Raw genomic sequence first — 18498 nt, forward strand, 5'->3', positions numbered from 1 at the left:
GTACACAATGGAAAAATTAAAATACGCACTTTTTACCGGTTGTACTGCCAAAGAGAGTACGCCCGAACAAATGATGTCGACGCTGGCTGTGGCGAACAAGCTGGGGATTGAGTTGGTAGAACTCACCGAAGCTTCCTGCTGCGGTGCTTCGCATCTCCAGGACTACGATGATTTCCTCTCCCTCGTCCTGAACGCACGCAATATCGCTTATGCCGAAAAACACGGCCTGACGATGGTGACGATCTGCAACACGTGCCAGCTCAATACGGCGATGACCAAACACCGTCTCGATCACAATGCGGAACTCAAAGCGAAAGTGAACGCAAAACTCGCCGAAGTGGGACTGGAGTACAAAGGGACTTCCCAGATAACCCACTTTTTGTACGCCATTATCGATGATTTCGGCCTCGACAAAATCAAAGAGATGGTGGTCACACCTCTCAGCCAATTCAACATCGCACCGTTTTACGGCTGTCACAATATCCGTCCGTCCGAGCTTCAGAACGAGACGCACAAAAGCCCTGAAAACGCTTACAAACCTACTTCACTCGATGATCTGATCGTCGCGTGCGGCGGTGTAAACGTCGACTACGAAGAGAAAAACAAATGCTGCGGCTTCCATGCCGAGCTTCAATCACCCCGTACGGCTGCTGTTTTAACCGGTAATGCCGTAGCCGGTGCGATGGATGCGAATGCGGACTGGATGGTAACGCCGTGTCCTCTTTGTCATCTCAAACTCGATACCCAGACGCACCACGCCTCCGTTGCAATCGGTCGCGACGTTTCCCTCCCGGTCTTGCACATGCAGCAAATGGTGGGACTCGCGCTCGGATGTACGCCGGCGGAACTGGGCCTTAACCACCACGTTACGAAAGTCGATTTCGTCTAAATCTTCCGGCCGGACTCTTCCGGCCCTCCTACTCCGATAACGGAGTGAGCGAATACCCCTCTTTTTCCAATGCCGACAGCAATCCCTCATCGCCCAGAAGGTGCATCGTCCCGACAAGTACAAACAGCGTTTTTCCTTCGTCAGACCATTCCATAAGCTTCGGAAGCCATGTGCGATTCCGTTTTTGGAGTATCTCGCGATACATATTGGGCGATTGCGATTTCATCGTATCGACCAGTTCCCTCTCGATCCGAACGGTTTTTCCTTCGCGCCATTCGCGAATCAGCCACTCCACACTCTGCGAAAGGGTCTGCATCTCGCGTATCGTCTGAAGAATCAGTTCATCCTCTTCCCCCTCTCCCATCCGGACGATCACGGCAAGCTGCTCGGCGGGGGTTTCGAGAAAACGGGGCTCTTTTCGTTCGTCCAGAGCGCGACGCGCGTAGTAGGCATCTACACCGCTTTCGTCGATCCCCTCGCGTGCCAGCCGTTTTTGGGCCATCATCGTTGCCGCAGCCCACGGGCGAAGGCGCTCATAAGGTAAAATCGATTCCCCCTGCGATGAGAGGTATTCCTTCATGGCCCTGTAGGTGGCAGGCTTAAGCACTTCCGAAAGGCTGCTTGTGGGCGGCAGGAACATATGGCGCGCCATCTCGGCGGCAAACGGTGCACTGATGGTCGATTGCAGGTCGGTTTCGAAAACGACCGCATCACTGTATGCGAAAGCACGGTCGAATTCCCTCGGAAGGGGAAAATCGCCGGAGCGGAGAATGTGGATGGTCCCTCCGAGATAGAGGATTCGATCCCCTTTCGTCGCTTTCCATACGCTCGATGCGCCGTAAAGGGAGAGATGAAAGAGAAAAAGGAGCGAAGCGAATGCGATCAGCGCCTTCATAACCGTCATTCCCTAGGATTTAGGGCGGAACGCCTTGATCACGTCCTCGTTGCACTCCATGTACGGCCCCTCGATCAGGTCGATGCAGTACGGAACGGCGGGGAAAACGGCGTCGAGGCATTCGCGGATCGATTTTGGCTTTCCGGGAAGATTGATGATGAGGCTTTTCCCGCGGATTCCCGCGGTCTGACGGGACAAAATCGCCGTCGGGACGTATTTGAGGCTCACCTGGCGCATCAGCTCTCCAAAGCCTGGCATCATCTTTTCACAGACGTTTTCGGTCGCTTCGGGGGTGACGTCGCGCCTCGCGGGACCCGTCCCGCCCGTAGTCACCACGAGGCAGCACTTTTCCTGATCGCACAATTCGATCATCGTCTCCTCGATCGTATTCTGATCGTCGGGAATGCAACGGTAGACGATCTCGTGGGGACTTTTGAGATAATCCCTCATCGTCTCCTGGATCGCAATCCCTGAAATATCCTCGTAAATCCCCGCGCTCGCACGGTCGGATGCGGTAATAACGCCGATTTTAATCGTATTCATAAACACTCCTGCAAAAAATGGTTGGCTCCCCGGATCGATGTCACCGTCGCGTAGGGGAGGAAAAAGTCCCGTGCTCCGGCCACGTCGATGATCCGATCCTCAAGCCCAAGATAGACCTCGATGCGGGTCCCTTTGGCGCGGATCTTCTCCATCAGTTCGGCATCCCATACGAAATAGAGCAGCTCTTCGAGCGCCTCGCCGCTGTGATCCCCCTCCCCGACGCTTTGGATGGGACAGGGTTCAAAACAGCTTGCGCGGAATTTTTCGAGGTAGCCTTGGGGATCTTTGAGATACCCCGCCAGCTGAAGACGTTTGAACGACTCCTTGCGGGTCTGAAAGAAAGCGGGGGAAAAGAGCTGGAGGGTGTCGATCCGTTCGTCCGCCTGTGCGGCGTAACGGGCCGCTTTTATCGCACCGTAGCTGAACCCTCCGAGGGTGTAATCGCCGCCCCTGTCGTAGGATTCGAAAAAACGGCGATCGTCGCAGAGGGAGAATCCGCTAAAGAATCTCATTCATCGTCGCCTTGGCGAGAGCTTTGGATATCTGCTCGTACTCTTCGAGGATCGATTCGAATTTGGCAACGATCTTTTCATTACGTTCCAAAAGGGACGAAATCTCCTGATAAAGCCGCTCCATCAGTTTCGATTCGTCTTCGGCTCCGGGGAGGATCGAGCCGCCCATGCCGTATTCGTAGACCATCGCGTGTACAAGTTCTTCGGCCGCCTTTACGTCGTGCGATGCGTTGCTGGCGTGTTCCCCGAACCGGAGATTCGAAGCCGCGATACCTGCCAGATGGACCCGAACGTGTGCTTCGATCTCGTGTTTGAGGAGCGGTTCGGCGGTTGGAGGGGTGATCGTGTCGTTGCTGAGGCTGATTTTTTCGTACGGCAGGTCGAACCACGTCGCGGCGAACACTTTTCCCGCCTGGTAACGGGCGTGGTAACGCCGCTGTTCCTCGCTGAGCATCGCTACTTTCTTTTTCCCGAACATCACCTTGTCTTTGACCGCCAGAAAATGTTCCATCCGCACCTGGATCTCTTTTTGGCGCAGGCACAACAAAGCCGCTTCATTCACCAGTGCCGCGAGTGACGCACCGTTAAACCCGACCGTCATGCGCGCCACTTCCGCCACCGAAAGGTCATGCGGAATGTTGCGAAGGTATTTATTCAGAATCGCCTCACGCTCGCTTGCGGTAGGCAGCTCCACGAAAATTCGACGGTCGAAACGCCCCGCACGGAGCAGCGCCGCGTCCATCACGTCGATGTTGTTCGTCGCGGCGATGACGACGATGCCGCTGGTATCTTCAAACCCGTCCATTTCGGTCAGAAGCTGATTGAGGGTCCCTTCGCGTTCGTCGTTGCGTTCCCCGCCCCGTTTTTTCCCGACGGCGTCGATTTCGTCGATGAAAATGATCGCCGGGGCGTTTTTCTTGGCAGCAGAGAAAAGCTCGCTCACCCGCTTGGCCCCCATCCCGACGTATATCTGGACGAACGAAGCCCCGCTTTGATAGAAAAACGGCACGTCCGCTTCGGCGGCGACCGCTTTGGCGATCATCGTCTTCCCTACCCCAGGAGGGCCTACGAGCAATACGCCGCGCGGCATCCGCGCCCCGAAACTGTAATAGCGTTTAGGGTTGCGGAGAAAATCGATGATCTCCTCGAGTTCTTCTTTGACGTCGCCAATCCCGCCTATATCACTGAAGCGGACCGTCGATTTGACCGGCTGGATTGTCGAGGGTGCGCTCTCGGGCGTCTCGGCCGCCACGGCGGCATGTGTCGTCGTCTGGGTCGGGACCTCGTCGTCTTCGAAACCGAGCCGGTTTTTCCACGCCCAGTATCCGGCTCCCCCGATCAGCGCGAAAAAGAGGAAAAACCATCCCCATCCGCTTCCCCCTTTGGGTTCGATGACGAGATGGGCGGTCAATTCGGAAGGCAGCTGCGACGTAGGGATCCGCACGACACCTTCTTCTTTGGTCGAGAGGTAGGTGTATCCCTCGTCCGTGTAGGCTTTTTCGACCTGTTCACTCTCGATCAGGCGGCTCGCTTCATCGAGTGTGATCGTATCGGCACCGTCGCGAAGCAGCGCGTAAAGCAACAGCAGCAGTATGATCCCCCCCGATACCAGGAGAATCATCTGATTTCGGTTAAACGCGGGCCAGGTTATGTTCATCGTGCACCTCGTAATGTTCTAACGTGATCCAGTCGCCGGAAATGTCTTCGGCCGATTCGATCACCGTTTTGTTGAAATACTGGTCATACCCGCTGTAGATGCCGTTCTCGCCGCTCTCGACCAGCACTTCGAGCGGGGTCGTCACCCGTTCACGAAACGCGCGGTTGTTTTGGGCGACCAAGGCGTTCAATTCGGCCATCCGCGCGGCGGCTATGGCTCCGTTTACTTCGGGCTTCATCGACGCGCTGGGGGTGCCGTCGCGCTTGGAATAGGTAAAAGGGTGGATGTGGGTGAGCCCGAGTAACCGCAGGTTCCCCATCGCCTCCTCCCAAAGCGCGTCACTTTCCCCCGGATGCCCGACGATAAAATCGGTCCCCAGGGCGAATCCTTTTTCGCGCAGCATCGCAAAGAGCTCGATGTCACTGCGGGTGCGGTTGCGACGGTTCATGAGACGAAGCATCTCATCCGACGCATGCTGAATCGCGATGTGCAGATGACGCTCGAGCCACGGTTCGTCCAGGATCTCGCGAAACGATTCGTTGATCTGGATCGGTTCGAGCGATCCCACGCGGATGCGGCGAACGCCGCGGATCAACGCCATCTTTTTCATCAGTTCGGCGATGTTGCGCCCTTCCCCCTGCCCGTAGCTGCCGACGTTGGTCCCGGTGAGAATAAACTCCCCGAAACCGTTAGCCGCCAGACGCGAAACCTGCTCGAGGATTTTCGCTTCGTCCAGACTGCGCGCATCACCGCGTACGTAGGGGATGATACAGTAGCTGCAGCGGAAATTGCACCCTTCCTGGATTTTGATGAATGCCCGCGATTTACCGACGAACTCTTCGACGATCGCATCGTCGACGTAGTTGAGATCGCCGATTTGATAAAAACGGCTTTCGCTGGACAAAAGGGTATTGATCCTGGTCTTCTCCGACTGTCCGAATACCCCCTGGACTTTTCCCGCGTTAAAAAGGCTCTCCCCTTTGGTATGGGCGCCGCATCCGGTCAGAAAAAGCTTTTTCCCCTGTTTGTCCATCTGGTTGATGTAGCCGCGCACACTGACATCCGCACCGTTGGTCACGGTGCAGGAGTTGACGATGACGATGTCGGCTTCGGCTTCGTTTTCGGTGATGTCGTAGTCGCGGAGGGCACCCATCATTACCTGCGAATCAAACAGGTTGGTACGGCACCCGAAGGTTTTGAAAAAGACTTTCGGCTTCACGCCCCGTTCTCCGGCATGGGGGCTTTGGGAGGGATCGGCCCGGTGTAGAACGTCTGGGTCGGATAAGCGATCGTGATGTCGGGCTCGGCGTTGAACGCGTCGATCACATCGGCCGTAATCGTCGAACGCAGCGTCAGTGTCGCGTAGGCGTTGGTGAGATACCAGCCGCTGATACGGATTCCGTAAGGGGCAGTCAGGGTAAAGATACGGGGCTCGACGTTGCTGTTTTTGAGGCTGTAACGGTCGCGCAGCTTGTTGATCTGCTTACGGGTGATGTCGGTGTAGCCTTTCGAATACTTGCGGGTGATCTCTTTGACGATGTGGGCCGCTTTTTTGTGGTTCGAGTCGAACGTGATGACGATATCGATCCCGTCCCAGACCGTTTTGAGCGATCCGTGCGAATAGTTCGAAATCAGCGTCGTGAAAATGTAGTTGTTCGGGATAAAAACGATACGGCCCGCCCGCCGGTTGACCTCTACGGTAGTGAGGGTGACGTCCTCCATGATCGTGATCCGCTGCAGCGATACATCCAAAACGTCCCCGACGTACTCGACCCCGTCTTTGACCACACGGATGCGGTCGCCGACGTGGATCGCCCCGCCGACGACGATCACCAGCCATCCCAGCAGGCTCATAAACCAGTCGCGCATGGCGATCGCAAGACCCGCAGAGGCGAACCCGAGCACCGTCGCCAGGTAGCCGACGTTGTCGATATAGCTGAACATCAGGATCAAGACAACGAGGGTGACGTTGACGAAGGTGAGGATTTTGTTTGCCATGTAAAGGCGCTCGTTGTCGACAATGTAACGTTTGAGGATCCGTTTGACCAGAAACGACACGAGGAACAAAACAACGACGATCATGACGATGTTAAGCAGTTTGCTGATCTGTTCTTTGATCTCTTCGTTGATCTTGGCTTCGGTCGATTCGATCCGCTTTTCGTATACCTCGGCGGTAGAGACAAGCGTTTCGAGGGCAAGTTTGAATTTCTCGACCTGAAGCATCGTCGCTTCGAGTTCCACCTCGTAGTCCCCTTTGGGATCGAGACGCATAAGGTCTTTGTAAAGTCCCACCTGCCGTTCGAGCAGCGCGATCAGCTCCTGAAGCTCCTCTTCACGCAGGAGGTAGTCTTTGTACTGGCTGTTGAGGCGCTTGATGTAGGAGAGGCCCGTCACAATCTCGAACGGGTTGGTGATGGTGGGCTGTTCCCCCGCTTCGTCGGGTTTGAGGAGCGACACGAACGGACTGGTCCCCTGTGCCTTGAGAAGTTCGACCTGATCGGTGAGAATTTTCTCTTTGGCCTGCAACGCTTCGATCTCGAGTTTACGTTCGACCGTCTGGCGGCGATTCTGAAGCTCTTCGATCCGCCATTTGATTTGGCGAAGGTTTTTGCGCGCCTCCTGGTAGGCCATGTAGGAGTTGTAGCTTTTGATCCACACGCTGCTCGCCTTTGAGAGCTCTTTTTGGATCTTTGCCACTTCGTCGCGGGCCTGCTGCACCTGTACGTCTTTCGAGATTTCCACAGGCGGAGTATCGTTCTTATCCGAAGCGGCAAAAGCCCATGTACTGGCGATCACGGCCGCAAGGGCCAAACGGACGATACGTTTCACGACGCGTCTCCCGCGAATCGGGCGAGGATTTTCTTGACGGTCCGTGCATCGACCTTATCGGTGATTTCCACCCCTCCGATCCCTTTTGGGAGGATAAAGGTGATCGCGCTGTCGGCACTTTTTTTATCGAGGAAAAATGCCGCGTAAAACTTTTCGATGTCGGCGATCGGATACGACAGCGGAAGGCCGTAGCGTTCCAGCACCGCTTTCACGCGCGCCGCTTCGGCGGGCTGCATCAATCCGACCTCGCACGCGAGGTCGTTGGCCATCACCATCCCGATCGCTACCGTTTCGCCGTGCAGATAGGTTTCGTATTTCGTCTCGTTTTCGATAACGTGCCCGAACGTGTGACCGTAGTTGAGCGCGGCGCGCAGCCCCTGCTCTTTTTCATCCTCTTCGACGACGCCCGCTTTCGTTTCGACCGCTTTTTGCAGTGCGTAGACGAGGTTGTCCCCTTCTCTGAGATCGTTACGCTCCAGCCATTCAAAAAACGGTGCATTGAAGGTGACCGCCATTTTCACGATCTCGGCGACACCCGCGCCGAACTCGCGTGCGGGAAGGGTCGAGAGGAAAGAGGGATCGATGTAAACCGCTTTGGGCTGATGGAATGCACCGATGAGATTTTTACCGAAACGGTTGTTGACTCCCGTTTTGCCTCCCACGCTCGCATCCACCTGGCTGAGCAGCGTGGTGGGAACCTGGACGAAATCGATACCCCGGTTGTACAGGCTCGCCGCGAATCCGCCCATATCGCCGATAACCCCTCCGCCGAACGCTACGAGAAGCGATTTGCGGTTGAGGCGGTGGTCGAACATACGGTCCAGAATCGACTCGACCGTCTGAAGAGTTTTGTAATGCTCGCCGTCGGGAATTGTTATGACGTAGACCTCTTTGGCTTTGAGACAAGAAAGGAGACGCTGTAGATGCAGCCCCGCCACTTTCGGATTCGTGAGGACTGCGACTTTTCCGTCGTATACGATCTGGGGCAATTCCCCGATATGGATGGGATACGAGTCGTCGACAACGCGTTTAAGGTTGATATTGATCGTCATGCACTGGCCTGTCACAAAAATAGGGGTAAATAACCTCTAGTTTACTCGAAACAGCCTTAAAAACGGGTGAGTTTCTAGATCTGCGTCGGGATAAAGAGCTGGTGATAACGTCCCAGTTTGCGGTACAGAACCTCGGGATCGGTTGAAAAACAGGCGCGCAGGGGATTGATGAACATTTTCTCGGTGAAGGGGAGAATGTGAAGGAAATTCTCCCTCTCGCGCAGCGTCTGGATCGGGTTTTCTTCCTGCGAAACGACCTGAATCGATTTGGAAAAAATGGCCGATAGGTTGTTGAAATGTTCGATCACTTCCCCTTTACGTCCCTCTTCTTCATGGGTGTAATCCATCAGTTCGAGATTGAATCCGAACTGCGACGAAACGTCGAAAATCGTCGTCGAAATGTTCTCGATATATCCTTCCTCGCTGAGGACGACGACGCTTTCGCGCACCGACGAAAACGACCGTTCGGCCAGTTTGAGTACCGGAACATTCCCCGCGTAAAGCTTTTTACGCATCGATTTGCGTTCGAACGCGCGGTGCGAAACAAGAAACAGCCCGATATGATATGTTTTGATATCATCGAGGATCATCCCCTCGTCGCAGTCGGTTTCGTAACGGATTTCAACCGTGACGTTCCCTTCCGCCGACGCCTTGATCATCCGTAGAGTGTCGATGTCCCCGGGATTGATCACCTTGATGATGAGAGGCTGACGCAGTTTTTTCTGGATGAAAACGCTCCGCCGCACCAGCGCCATAATCGAGCTTTTGGGTTCGTTCTTCATGTCGATGTAGAGGTACAGACGGCTCCCGAACGGTGCGGGAAACTGCCCGAGTTCGCGTTTGATCGCCCGGTAAATCGAGCGCAACACCCCGGGGTCCCCGACGAGGACGAGGGTGTCGTTGGGCTGGATCATACGGTTGTCGGCGGGGAGAATCAGCTGGCGGTTGCGGTAGATGGCGGCGATTTTCCAGTTTTTCTGCTCGATCGAGCCGATGTGGCGGTAGACGAACGAACTTCCGAACGGGACAAGCACTTCCATGATCTCTCCCGATCCCAGACCGATGTTTTTGGCCAGAACCGGAATATTGGGAAGGTAATCGATGAGATTGGCGGCGATCAGCTCCTGGGTGTTGACCCACTCGATGTCGTCATCGGGGCTCTTGGCGTGCCACAGATCGAGCGCGATGATCCTCAGGGAGGGTTTGTATATGCGGATGTTTTTGATGGTCTGTTCCAGGTCGTTTTGGTCTTCCATCACCAAAACTACCTGCCAGAAATCGTTATCAAGAAGGGCGTTGATCTTATAGGCACTGGTGGGGTCGAAACGGAAAAACTTGAACCGTTCGGGGTTGTACCCCTGAAACGTGTTTTCATAGGTCTGAACGACGTAGTAGACGTTTTCGCTGGTGTAGGCGCCCATCACCCGTTCGATAAAATGGCGCCCTATTGCCCCGTCGCTGACGATCAGAATTCGCTTCATCCGATAACTACCCTCTTACTTGGTGACGTGATTGTACCATATTTGCTTTCCCGTCCTCTTTTACGAGCATCTTCTCCTGCCCGATACGGTAGAGGGCAAAGTCGTATTTCAGGGGATCTTCGGGGTCAAAAAGGCGAAGATTTTCAGTCAGCTCGACCGCCGCGCGCAAATCGCATTGCCCCCTCTTCAAAAGTCCGAGGGAACGCGAAACGTTGAACGTATGGGTATCGAGGGGCATGATAAGTTCCGAACGCTTCACCCCGCTCCACAGCCCCATGTCGAGTACGTCCCGGCGTACCATCCAGCGCAGGTACATCATCCACCGTTTCATCGCCGAGGCTTTTGCCGGGGATAGAATCGGTTTGCCGATCAGAAACTCATACCCCCGGGAGCGATAGGGGTTCAGACGATAGAGCGCTTCGATCAGGGCAGAGAGACCTCCGATCACCCCGTCTTTGCGGTAGCCGTGCATGAATGCCGTTTCCGCACCCCCCGCATCCCGGAGCCTCCCCAGCGTCACGAACCATTGCACAAGGTCCTCGGCGTTTTGGAAACGGTAATATTTTCCCCGCAGTTTTTCACGCAAAAGCCCCTCTTCCATCCCAATGTACGACGGTTCGAGCGACGCGGTGAAAGTGACGATCGCTTTGGCGTTGCCGTAGGCGAACAGGGCGCAGGTAAGGGCATGGAGTTCGTCGGGATAACGGCGGGCGACCATCAGCGGATCGGGGCGCGATTCGCACAGTTCCCCTTCACAGTTCCGCGCCGCCGCCTCGTACTCCAAAAGTTCCTTCAGCCTTCCATGCTCCATCGGGTCACGATCCGCCGAGCAGATAGAGCTGCTTGCGTTCGCTCGATCCGGGGATATCGAGCTGTTTGCGATATTTGGCAATCGTACGGCGCACCATCGTGATATTGAACTTTTTCTGCACCAGTTCGAGCAGTTTCATATCGCTGAGGGGTTTTTTGGGAGATTCGTTTTTGACCAGTTCACTGACGTATTCCTTTATCGCGGCATTGGAAACATCCTCGTCGATGGCGGTCGTGAAGAAGTCTTTCATGGCATAAATCCCGCGGTCACAGGCGATGTATTTGTTGGCGATGGCGCGCGAAATCGTCGAAGGGTTGTGACCGAACTCGTCGGCGAGGGTTTTGAGGGTCAGCGGCCGGATCGCCCCGCCGGTAAAAAAGTCGTACTGGTATTCGACGATCATCAGTCCCACTTTATAGAGCGTCGCTTTACGCATCTCAAGCGCATCGACGAGGCTTTTGGCCTCTTTGATTTTCTCCTTGACGAACGCATGATCGACCCCGTAGGCGTTGTCGATCGCGATGGAGGGATAATAGCGGTCGTTGAGCTTTACCTCGATCCCCTCTTCGGGATCGGTATAGATCATCAGGTCCGGAACGATCTGCGCCGAGTCTTCGAGATATTCGATGGCGGGAGGGTTTTTGAAGCTTGCGATCACTTTCATCACTTCGCCGAACGCTTTTTCCTTGCGGTATCGGCTCAATTCGTCGAGGTGGGTAATCATCTCCCGTGCCAGAGGATAGGCTTCGTCGCTGATCTGGGAGGATTCGAGCTGGAACAAAAACGATTCGGAGACGCTGCGCGCCCCGATTCCGACAGGTTCGACGTGGACGAAGCGCCCCCGGATTTTCTCAAACTGTTCGATCGAAACGGCGTGTTCGGCACAAAAGGCCTCCGTATCCCCTTCGTAATATCCCCCCTCGTCGAGGTTTTCGATCACGTGCCGTCCGATCAGCTGCGACAACGGGGTCGGAAAAAGCGGCGCATCGATCTGTTCTTCGAGCACTTCGTAGAGGCTTTTGTGCCGGACGGTCAGCGCTTCGATCGCCTCGGATTGGGAATTCTGAACGTAGCCGTACTGGATTTTTTTGGGGATGCGGGATTCGAAGTTCTCTTCAAATCCCGACTTGACCTCGATGAGGGGATTGTTTTCGACAAACGGCGCCATCGCTTCGCCCAGGTCGCTGAGGCTCGAATGAAGAATCGGGAGCCAGTTGCGAAGCGTATTGGAAAGCTTGTTTTTAAGCTCGACGTTTGTTTTTACCCGTAACATGCGCGGTTAGAACTTGAACGATTCACCGAGATAGTGTTGACGCACGTCGCTGTTATGGGCGATTTCGTCGCTGGTACCCGACGCCAGAAGGGTCCCGTTTTTGATGACGTAGGCGCGGTCGCAGACCGCGAGGGTCTCACGGACGTTATGGTCGGTGATCAACACCCCGATCCCGAATTCGACAAGCTGGGAAATAACGCTCTGAATATCCATCACCGCGATCGGGTCGACCCCCGCAAACGGTTCGTCCAGAAGCAGAAATCGGGGTTTATTGACCAGCGCGCGGGCGATCTCTGCCCGTCGGCGCTCGCCGCCTGAGAGGTTGATCCCCCGGCGGTTTCGGATCGGCTCGATGTTGAACATCTCCAGCAGCTCTTCGATCCGCTTTTCCTGCGTCTGAGGATCGAGTTTCCCCGCCTGGGCCGCAATAATCAGATTTTCCTCAACGGTAAGGTCCTTGAATATAGAGGCTTCCTGCGGCAGATAGCCGATTCCCATTTTGGAACGCTGGTGGAGTGGAAGGTCCGAGACGTCGGCACCGTCGATGAATACTTTCCCTTCCGTCGCTTCGACGAGGCCGCAGATCATGTAAAACGTCGTCGTTTTTCCGGCGCCGTTGGGCCCCAGCAGTCCGACGACCTCGCCTGTGCGCAGCTCCATGCTGATCCCCCGGACGATTTCGTGTTTTTTGATCGTTTTGACCAGACGGTCGACTTTTAATTCATGCACGGTACACCTCATAACATCGCGACGTTTCGCCGCATTTCGTAATTTTGACGATCACGGTATCCAAACCGCTCCGTTTAAGCCATCCGACCAACGTATCATCACCCCATTCGACGAGATGATACCCCGGTTTTTCGAGCTCTTCCATCATTCCAAGGCTCAAAAATTTTTCAAACCCGTAGTTGTACAGATCGTAATGGTACAATTTGTCCCCGTACATCTGCTGCAGCGAAAACGTCGGCGACGTAACCGCATCTTCCATCCCCAAATAGCGGGCAAACGCCTGCGTCAGGGTCGTTTTTCCGCTCGAGAGGTCGCCGCGCAGGATCACGATCCCGCCGCCCGGGAGTTCACCCGCGATCTGAGCGCACAATTCTTCCAGCCGGTCCAGAGGGTATTCGTTCATAGCTTTGAGGATACGTCCGCGATCTGGGCCAGTTTGGCCGCCGCTTTTCCGCTGAATAGCGCGTCACGGGCGATTTCAAGCCCCTCTTGCGCGTCACGTGCCATCCCCTCGGCGATAAGGGCGTAGGCGGCGTTGATCAGCACCATATCGCGCTGCGCATCGGTAGCACGGTTATGGAGAATATCGGTCAGAATCTTCGCATTGAGTGCCGCGTCGCCGCCTAAAATAGCTTCAAAAGGGGCTTTTTTGATCCCCAGCGCTTCGGGATCGATTTCGAAATAATCGATTTTTCCGCCGCGAAGGTGCGCGGCGTAGGTGATATCGCTGATGCTCACCTCGTCCATCCGCTCGCGCGAGCTCACCACGATCGCCGATTTCATCCCCAGTTCGCGTGCCGCTTCGGCCATTTTGGGGACGAATACCTCATCGAAAACACCCAGCAGGATTTTCGAGAGGCCGACGGGATTGGTGAGGGGACCGAGAATGTTAAAAACCGTCTTCTCCGGGATCGAACGGCGGATCGGCATGATAAATTTCATGGCGGGATGGTGATACTGGGCGAACAGGAACGTAAACCCGGTCTCTTCAAGAAGCTCGGCACTTTTCTCCAGGCTAAGGTCGAGTTTGACACCCAGTGTTTCGAGGACGTCGGCGCTTCCCGATTTGGAAGTGATCGAACGGTTCCCGTGTTTGGCGACAAACGCCCCGCATGCGGCGAGAAGGATCGAAACGGTGGAGCTGACGTTAAAACTTCCGCTTTTATCACCTCCCGTTCCGACGACGTCGATCAGTTTCTCTTTGAGCTCGGCCGAAACGTCCAGCGCGAGGGCGTGGCGCTTCATCACTTCCGCAGCCGTCGCGATCATAGCGGGCGATGTCGCGTCGTTCAGCGTCAGCGAAAGGAGGAAATCGCGCATCTCCTCGTCGCTGAGGCGGTGTTCGAAGAGCGCTTCGAAATCGCTTTTCATGGGGTTCATGAGAGTTCCTTGACATAGAGGTTTTGAGCCGATTTCGGCGTCGATTTGACCGTCGGTATCGCGAGGACTTCATAACGCATCTGTTTGTCGAGGTAGACCAGCGTGATAATATCGCCGACGATCACGTTTTTGGACGCTTTGACCGCTTTGGAGTTGATGTAGACTACCCCTTCGGCGATCATGTCCTGTGCTACGGCGCGGCGTTTGGTCAGATTGACCGCATTTAAAAATTTGTCAATTCGCAAAAGAGTGATCCGTATGCTTGTATTTGAAGCGTTTATTGTAGGAGATTCAAACTAAAAGGGAGGTAAGAGCGCAAAAAATGTTCCACTTCCTCCCCCGAGGGGTCGCGCCATTATTCCACGTTGGGAAGATAGAGCCCGTCGATATGCTCGGCGCCCCCTTCGACGTTTTCGAACCACTCCAGAAAAGCCGCGGCGTTCCCGCCCCGAAAAAGCGAACCGTGCTGGGGAGCGATCGTATCGACCTCATAACGTCTCACTTCGCGGACCCACGCCCGGCAAAAAACGTTCGACGCCATGTAACGGCGATGGAAGCTCTCCAGGAACGGACGGTGGCTTTCGAAATCGTCCACCCGCTTGTTCAGGTTCTGAGGCGAAAGGATCGCCGCACCGATGTCCCCCGAAAAGAGGATTTTCGAACGGCTGTCGTAAAGCGAAAAGTTACCCGGGCTGTGAAGGAAATGAGCCGGGATGAACTGAATGAAACCGTCCTTGAACGGGACCCGTCCTCCGTGGTCTGGCAGTGCGATGATCCGTGAGGAATCGGTCAGCCCGTAATGGCTCATGAAACGGCTCCAAAGCCCAGAAATAACGAGTTGTGCGCTCGTAGCGACGCTCCATTCCGCAATTGCCCCCGCAACGTCGGGGTCCTGGTGCGAAAAGAAAATGTATTTGATCTTCCTGGGATCGATGTGGCGGGCAACGGCGTCGTAGAGTTCGGTGAAAATCGCCCCGCTCCCCGGATCGATCAATACCGCGCTATCCCCCTGGACGATCAGAAACTGGTTGACCGACAGTGAGTTTTCTTCCTGCTCTTCGTCTTCGAGGCTGAACATAACGCATTTGTGCGCCCCCTCTTCGAATAATACGGTTTCTTTATTCATTTTGTCTCTCCTTGAATTCCCGAATTAACTGCATCTGCCGTTTGGCGATATAGTCGATGAGTTCTTTATGGTGGCGGCCCCGAAGCTCATAGGTAAAAACCGCTTCGTACTGATGGTAGAGTTCCCCGATCCGGTAGACTTCCGCTTCGGTGTTGATGATGATCGGTTTGAGCGGCGGTGCCCCAAGGACGAAATCGAGGATCACTTTCGATCCGGCCTGAAACCCCGCCGGGAGAGAGGCCAGGATCAAACGCATCGCTTTGATCGAAATATCGGCGATCTGGATCTCCGTTTCAAATTTTCGCCCCTGGAACAGCAGCGTCGCTTTCGCCTCTGCATCGGGGGGGACGCGGATATACTGCCGCCGGGTCGGGCTGGTGGTCGTCATCCGGCATTCGCCCAGCTTGACCGTCATCCGGTCGAAATTAAACCGCAGCAGATCGGTCGACACGATGAACATCGGGAAAATGTCCGAAACGAGGACCACGCGGCGCTCAAACTGCATCGCCTTGAGCTGCATGAAGGTGGTTTTGATCCAGACGTAATTGTCATCAAGTCCGTCGATCACGCCGTCGTTGGTAATGCTGAGCCCTTTGTAAAGGTTGTGGATCTTGATTTTGGCGTTATTGCGTTTGGCCATTTCCAGCAAACCGTGCAAAATCCGTTTGTCTTTTTGGATCGACTCTTTTTCTGCGACACTCGGATCGAAGAGTTTGAGCAAATTGAGTTCGGTCACGTCGTTGAGCGAAAGAATATAGTAGTCCTCTTTGTCGGGGATCGCCTGCATGTTTAGGACGAAGTGGTGGCTGTTCCCCTCGGCGTCGGCGATTTTGACGTTAAAGAGTTTGCCCGGGCGGTTTTTGGCCTCTTTGAGCCATTCGATCTTGTCGTGGTTGTACAAAAAACCGCTGTGTTCGAGCAACAGATCCCCGAAATTGAGAAAACGCCGGCCGAACTCCTCGATGCTCGAGGCTCCGAAAAAATCCAGGCAGGGCTGGTTGGCCATCACGACCGTTTCGCGGTGCAGCAGCAAAATCAGGTTGTGCTGGTAGTTGAAGATGTTTTGCAGGTAGGTGTTGAAAAGACGCTGGTGCATCTGAAGCCGCAGTTCCCGAGCACACCGCACCAGTACATCGACGAGGCTCTGCACCGTGATCGGTTTGACGATGTAATCGAACGCCCCCAGCCGGATCGCTTCGTGAAGAAGGGCTTTGTCGTCATGCGAAGAGGTAAAGATGATCTTGACCGAAGGATCGATCGCCGTAATATTTTTGGCGAGTTTGAGTCCCTCAAGAAGCGGCGTTTTGATGTCGGCGACAACGATGGCCGGGCGGTAGCGTTCGTAGAGGTCCAGAGCCTCGGTCGCATCGCACGTCGCGTAGACGGTATCGAAGATGTTTTTGAACAAGGCGGAAGCCTGCGCGTTCAGCGCGGAATTCTCCTCGACGTAGAGCAGAGGGTAGTTGTGCAGCGCTTTGCGGAGTTTTTTCAATACGTCCGGATCTACCATCGCTCCCTTTCGCCCCTTGCCGTTCTCATAAGGAGGTAGGATAGCAGATTTTCGCTTCTAACTCGCAAAACCGCTTTTGAAGGTATCTTTCGCGACGACGATCTGTTTTTGTTTCTCTTTGCGCGCCGTATCTTTTTCGACGAAGATTTTTTGACGCGTTTGAGGGTCCATCTCGGTGTAATACATCACCGCCGAATAGGTTCCGGGAGTCGGAGTGAACACCTGCGCCTGTTCGGGGTTCATCTTCAATTCCTGCGTCGTGAAACGCTTGAGGTCGTGCATGTCTTTTTCGGTACATCCGGGGTGTGCCGCGATCAGGTAATAGGTCAAAAACTGGTTTTTCCTCTCTTCGCGGTTGAGGCGGTCGTAGAGTTTTTTGAAATCGACGAGGGTCTGTTTACCCGGTTTGTTCATCAGGTGCAGCACGTGGGGCGACGTGTGCTCGGGAGCCACTTTCATCTGCCCCGAAATATGGTGGCGCACCATCTCTTTGAGGTACTCGTACCCCTGGCGTTTGTCCTCGTTGATCAGATCGTACCGAACGCCGGAGGCGACGAACGCTTTTTTGATCCCCCGAACTTCCCTCAGACGGCGCAGGAGGTTGATGACCCGGGTGTGGTCGACCTTCATTTTCTTGCACAGGTGGGTGTCGTCGACGCAGCGCTGATGATCGCAGGTGCCGTGTTTGAGCTTTTTGGAGCACTCGTAGCCGTACATATTCGCAGTCGGTCCCCCGACGTCGCTGATGATCCCTTTGAAATCCTTATACTCGGTGAACTGCTTCGCCTCGGAGAGGATCGATTCTTCGCTGCGGGTACGGATGGTACGCCCCTGATGGACCCCGATCGCGCAGAAGTTGCACTCCCCCCAACACCCCTGATGGGTCATGATGGAGAACTTGATCGTTTCAAGACACTTCACGCCCCCCTGTGGGCGGTGATAGGGATGGAGCTCGCGGGTAAAAGGGAGTGCGGAGACGGCATCCATCTCGCTCTCATCAAGATAATCGGCGGGAGGGTTCTGGATCGCGTAGCGGCCGTCCACCTCCTGACACAGCCCCTTGGCCGAAATGGGGTCGTTGTTGTCGTAAAACAGATCAAACAGATCGATATAGCGCTCTTTGTTATCGAGGCATTCTTGGTGTGAGGGAAGCGTCAGATACCCTTCGACGGGGGTTTTTGCGATATAGCACAATCCACGTATATCGTGTGGCGACTCGCCGCGCTCGAGCCGTTTGGGCAGCTCGATGATGGCCCCCTCCCCCATCCCGTAAATCAGGTAATCGGCTTTGGAATCAAACAGGATCGGCTTACGGAGTTTGTTGGACCAGTAATCGTAATGGGTGACGCGGCGCAGGCTCGCCTCGATCCCCCCCAGTACGATGGGAACGGTGTTTTTGAAATGTTTGCGGATCAGGTTGGTGTAGACCAGTGTCGCGCGGTCGGGACGGGCGTTATTGACCCCGCCGGGGGTGTAATCGTCGCTTTTGCGGAATTTTTTGGTGGCGGTGTAGTTGGCCACCATCGAATCGACGCTCCCGCCGCTCACCCCCCAAAAAAGGCGCGGCTCCCCCAGCCGCATAATGTCGTCGGTCGCGATGTCGGGCTGTCCGATGATCCCGACGCGATACCCTTCCCTCTCCAGTATCCGTCCGACCACCGCGACGCCGATAAACGGCGAATCAATGTAGGCGTCGCCACTGATGAGGATGACGTCGCACTGCTCCCAGCCGCGCGCATCCATTTCGGCACGGGTGGTGGGGAGATAACGGAGGGTTTCGGGGGTTACTTTCATAACGCGATTGTACGGCG

18 protein-coding genes are annotated in these 18498 nt (G+C 55.1%); 1 reads left to right on the forward strand and 17 read right to left on the reverse strand.

The annotated features are described in order from the left end of the window. The first annotated feature begins 7 nt into the window (after nt 1-7). Nucleotides 8-889, forward strand: a complete 882-nt coding sequence (locus tag E0765_RS00870) for a CoB--CoM heterodisulfide reductase iron-sulfur subunit B family protein (RefSeq protein WP_132811329.1) — start codon at nt 8-10, stop codon at nt 887-889. 28 nt (nt 890-917) lie between these two features. On the opposite strand, the gene E0765_RS00875 is transcribed toward E0765_RS00870, so the two are convergent. The 17 genes from E0765_RS00875 to E0765_RS00955 form a co-directional block, all read right to left on the reverse strand. Beyond that, entirely contained in the window at nt 918-1784 is an 867-nt protein-coding gene (locus E0765_RS00875) for a TraB/GumN family protein (RefSeq protein WP_165921613.1), read from the reverse strand. Nucleotides 1785-1796: 12 nt separating this feature from the next. Next, nucleotides 1797-2327 carry a molybdopterin adenylyltransferase gene (mog, locus tag E0765_RS00880; protein WP_132811331.1) on the reverse strand — a complete coding sequence of 177 codons (531 nt, stop codon included), beginning with the start codon at nt 2325-2327 and terminating at the stop codon, nt 1797-1799. Beyond that, on the reverse strand, nt 2324-2839 hold the full coding sequence (gene bioV, locus E0765_RS00885; protein ID WP_132811332.1) for a pimelyl-ACP methyl ester esterase BioV: 516 nt from the start codon (nt 2837-2839) through the stop codon (nt 2324-2326). The genes mog and bioV overlap by 4 nt, the downstream gene beginning before the upstream one ends. Beyond that, complete coding sequence (locus tag E0765_RS00890) at nt 2826-4496, reverse strand: AAA family ATPase (RefSeq protein ID WP_132811333.1); 1671 nt, start codon at nt 4494-4496, stop codon at nt 2826-2828. Before E0765_RS00890 ends, bioV begins: the two co-directional genes overlap by 14 nt. After that, nucleotides 4471-5715: a tRNA (N(6)-L-threonylcarbamoyladenosine(37)-C(2))-methylthiotransferase MtaB gene (mtaB, locus tag E0765_RS00895; RefSeq protein WP_132811334.1), complete on the reverse strand. Its 1245-nt coding sequence runs from the start codon at nt 5713-5715 to the stop codon at nt 4471-4473. Before mtaB ends, E0765_RS00890 begins: the two co-directional genes overlap by 26 nt. Next, nucleotides 5712-7325, reverse strand: a complete 1614-nt coding sequence (locus E0765_RS00900; protein ID WP_132811335.1) for a mechanosensitive ion channel domain-containing protein — start codon at nt 7323-7325, stop codon at nt 5712-5714. The genes mtaB and E0765_RS00900 overlap by 4 nt, the downstream gene beginning before the upstream one ends. Continuing rightward, nucleotides 7322-8377, reverse strand: coding sequence for a 3-dehydroquinate synthase (gene aroB / locus E0765_RS00905; RefSeq protein ID WP_132811336.1), 1056 nt, complete (start codon nt 8375-8377; stop codon nt 7322-7324). Before aroB ends, E0765_RS00900 begins: the two co-directional genes overlap by 4 nt. Before the next feature lie 74 nt (nt 8378-8451). Next, nucleotides 8452-9858 carry a COG3400 family protein gene (locus E0765_RS00910; protein ID WP_132811337.1) on the reverse strand — a complete coding sequence of 469 codons (1407 nt, stop codon included), beginning with the start codon at nt 9856-9858 and terminating at the stop codon, nt 8452-8454. A 7-nt stretch (nt 9859-9865) separates the two neighbouring features. Next, nucleotides 9866-10669, reverse strand: coding sequence for a TIGR02757 family protein (locus E0765_RS00915; RefSeq protein WP_132811338.1), 804 nt, complete (start codon nt 10667-10669; stop codon nt 9866-9868). 4 nt (nt 10670-10673) lie between these two features. Continuing rightward, nucleotides 10674-11942 carry an RNA polymerase factor sigma-54 gene (locus E0765_RS00920; protein ID WP_132811339.1) on the reverse strand — a complete coding sequence of 423 codons (1269 nt, stop codon included), beginning with the start codon at nt 11940-11942 and terminating at the stop codon, nt 10674-10676. Nucleotides 11943-11948: 6 nt separating this feature from the next. Continuing rightward, nucleotides 11949-12671, reverse strand: coding sequence for an LPS export ABC transporter ATP-binding protein (lptB, locus tag E0765_RS00925; protein ID WP_165921614.1), 723 nt, complete (start codon nt 12669-12671; stop codon nt 11949-11951). Then, nucleotides 12664-13074, reverse strand: coding sequence for a tRNA (adenosine(37)-N6)-threonylcarbamoyltransferase complex ATPase subunit type 1 TsaE (gene tsaE, locus E0765_RS00930; protein WP_132811341.1), 411 nt, complete (start codon nt 13072-13074; stop codon nt 12664-12666). Before tsaE ends, lptB begins: the two co-directional genes overlap by 8 nt. Next, nucleotides 13071-14051: an anthranilate phosphoribosyltransferase gene (gene trpD / locus E0765_RS00935; protein WP_132811342.1), complete on the reverse strand. Its 981-nt coding sequence runs from the start codon at nt 14049-14051 to the stop codon at nt 13071-13073. The genes tsaE and trpD overlap by 4 nt, the downstream gene beginning before the upstream one ends. Beyond that, entirely contained in the window at nt 14048-14296 is a 249-nt protein-coding gene (locus E0765_RS00940; RefSeq protein ID WP_132811343.1) for an RNA-binding S4 domain-containing protein, read from the reverse strand. The genes trpD and E0765_RS00940 overlap by 4 nt, the downstream gene beginning before the upstream one ends. Before the next feature lie 110 nt (nt 14297-14406). Continuing rightward, nucleotides 14407-15177, reverse strand: coding sequence for an MBL fold metallo-hydrolase (locus tag E0765_RS00945; protein ID WP_132811344.1), 771 nt, complete (start codon nt 15175-15177; stop codon nt 14407-14409). Further along, entirely contained in the window at nt 15170-16687 is a 1518-nt protein-coding gene (locus tag E0765_RS00950; RefSeq protein WP_132811345.1) for a response regulator, read from the reverse strand. The genes E0765_RS00945 and E0765_RS00950 overlap by 8 nt, the downstream gene beginning before the upstream one ends. A gap of 57 nt (nt 16688-16744) precedes the next feature. Continuing rightward, a complete protein-coding gene (locus E0765_RS00955; RefSeq protein WP_132811346.1) occupies nt 16745-18481 on the reverse strand; it encodes a YgiQ family radical SAM protein in 1737 nt (578 codons plus the stop codon). Nucleotides 18482-18498 lie beyond the last annotated feature (17 nt).

It is taken from the genome of Sulfuricurvum sp. IAE1, assembly GCF_004347735.1.
Lineage (GTDB): Bacteria > Campylobacterota > Campylobacteria > Campylobacterales > Sulfurimonadaceae > Sulfuricurvum.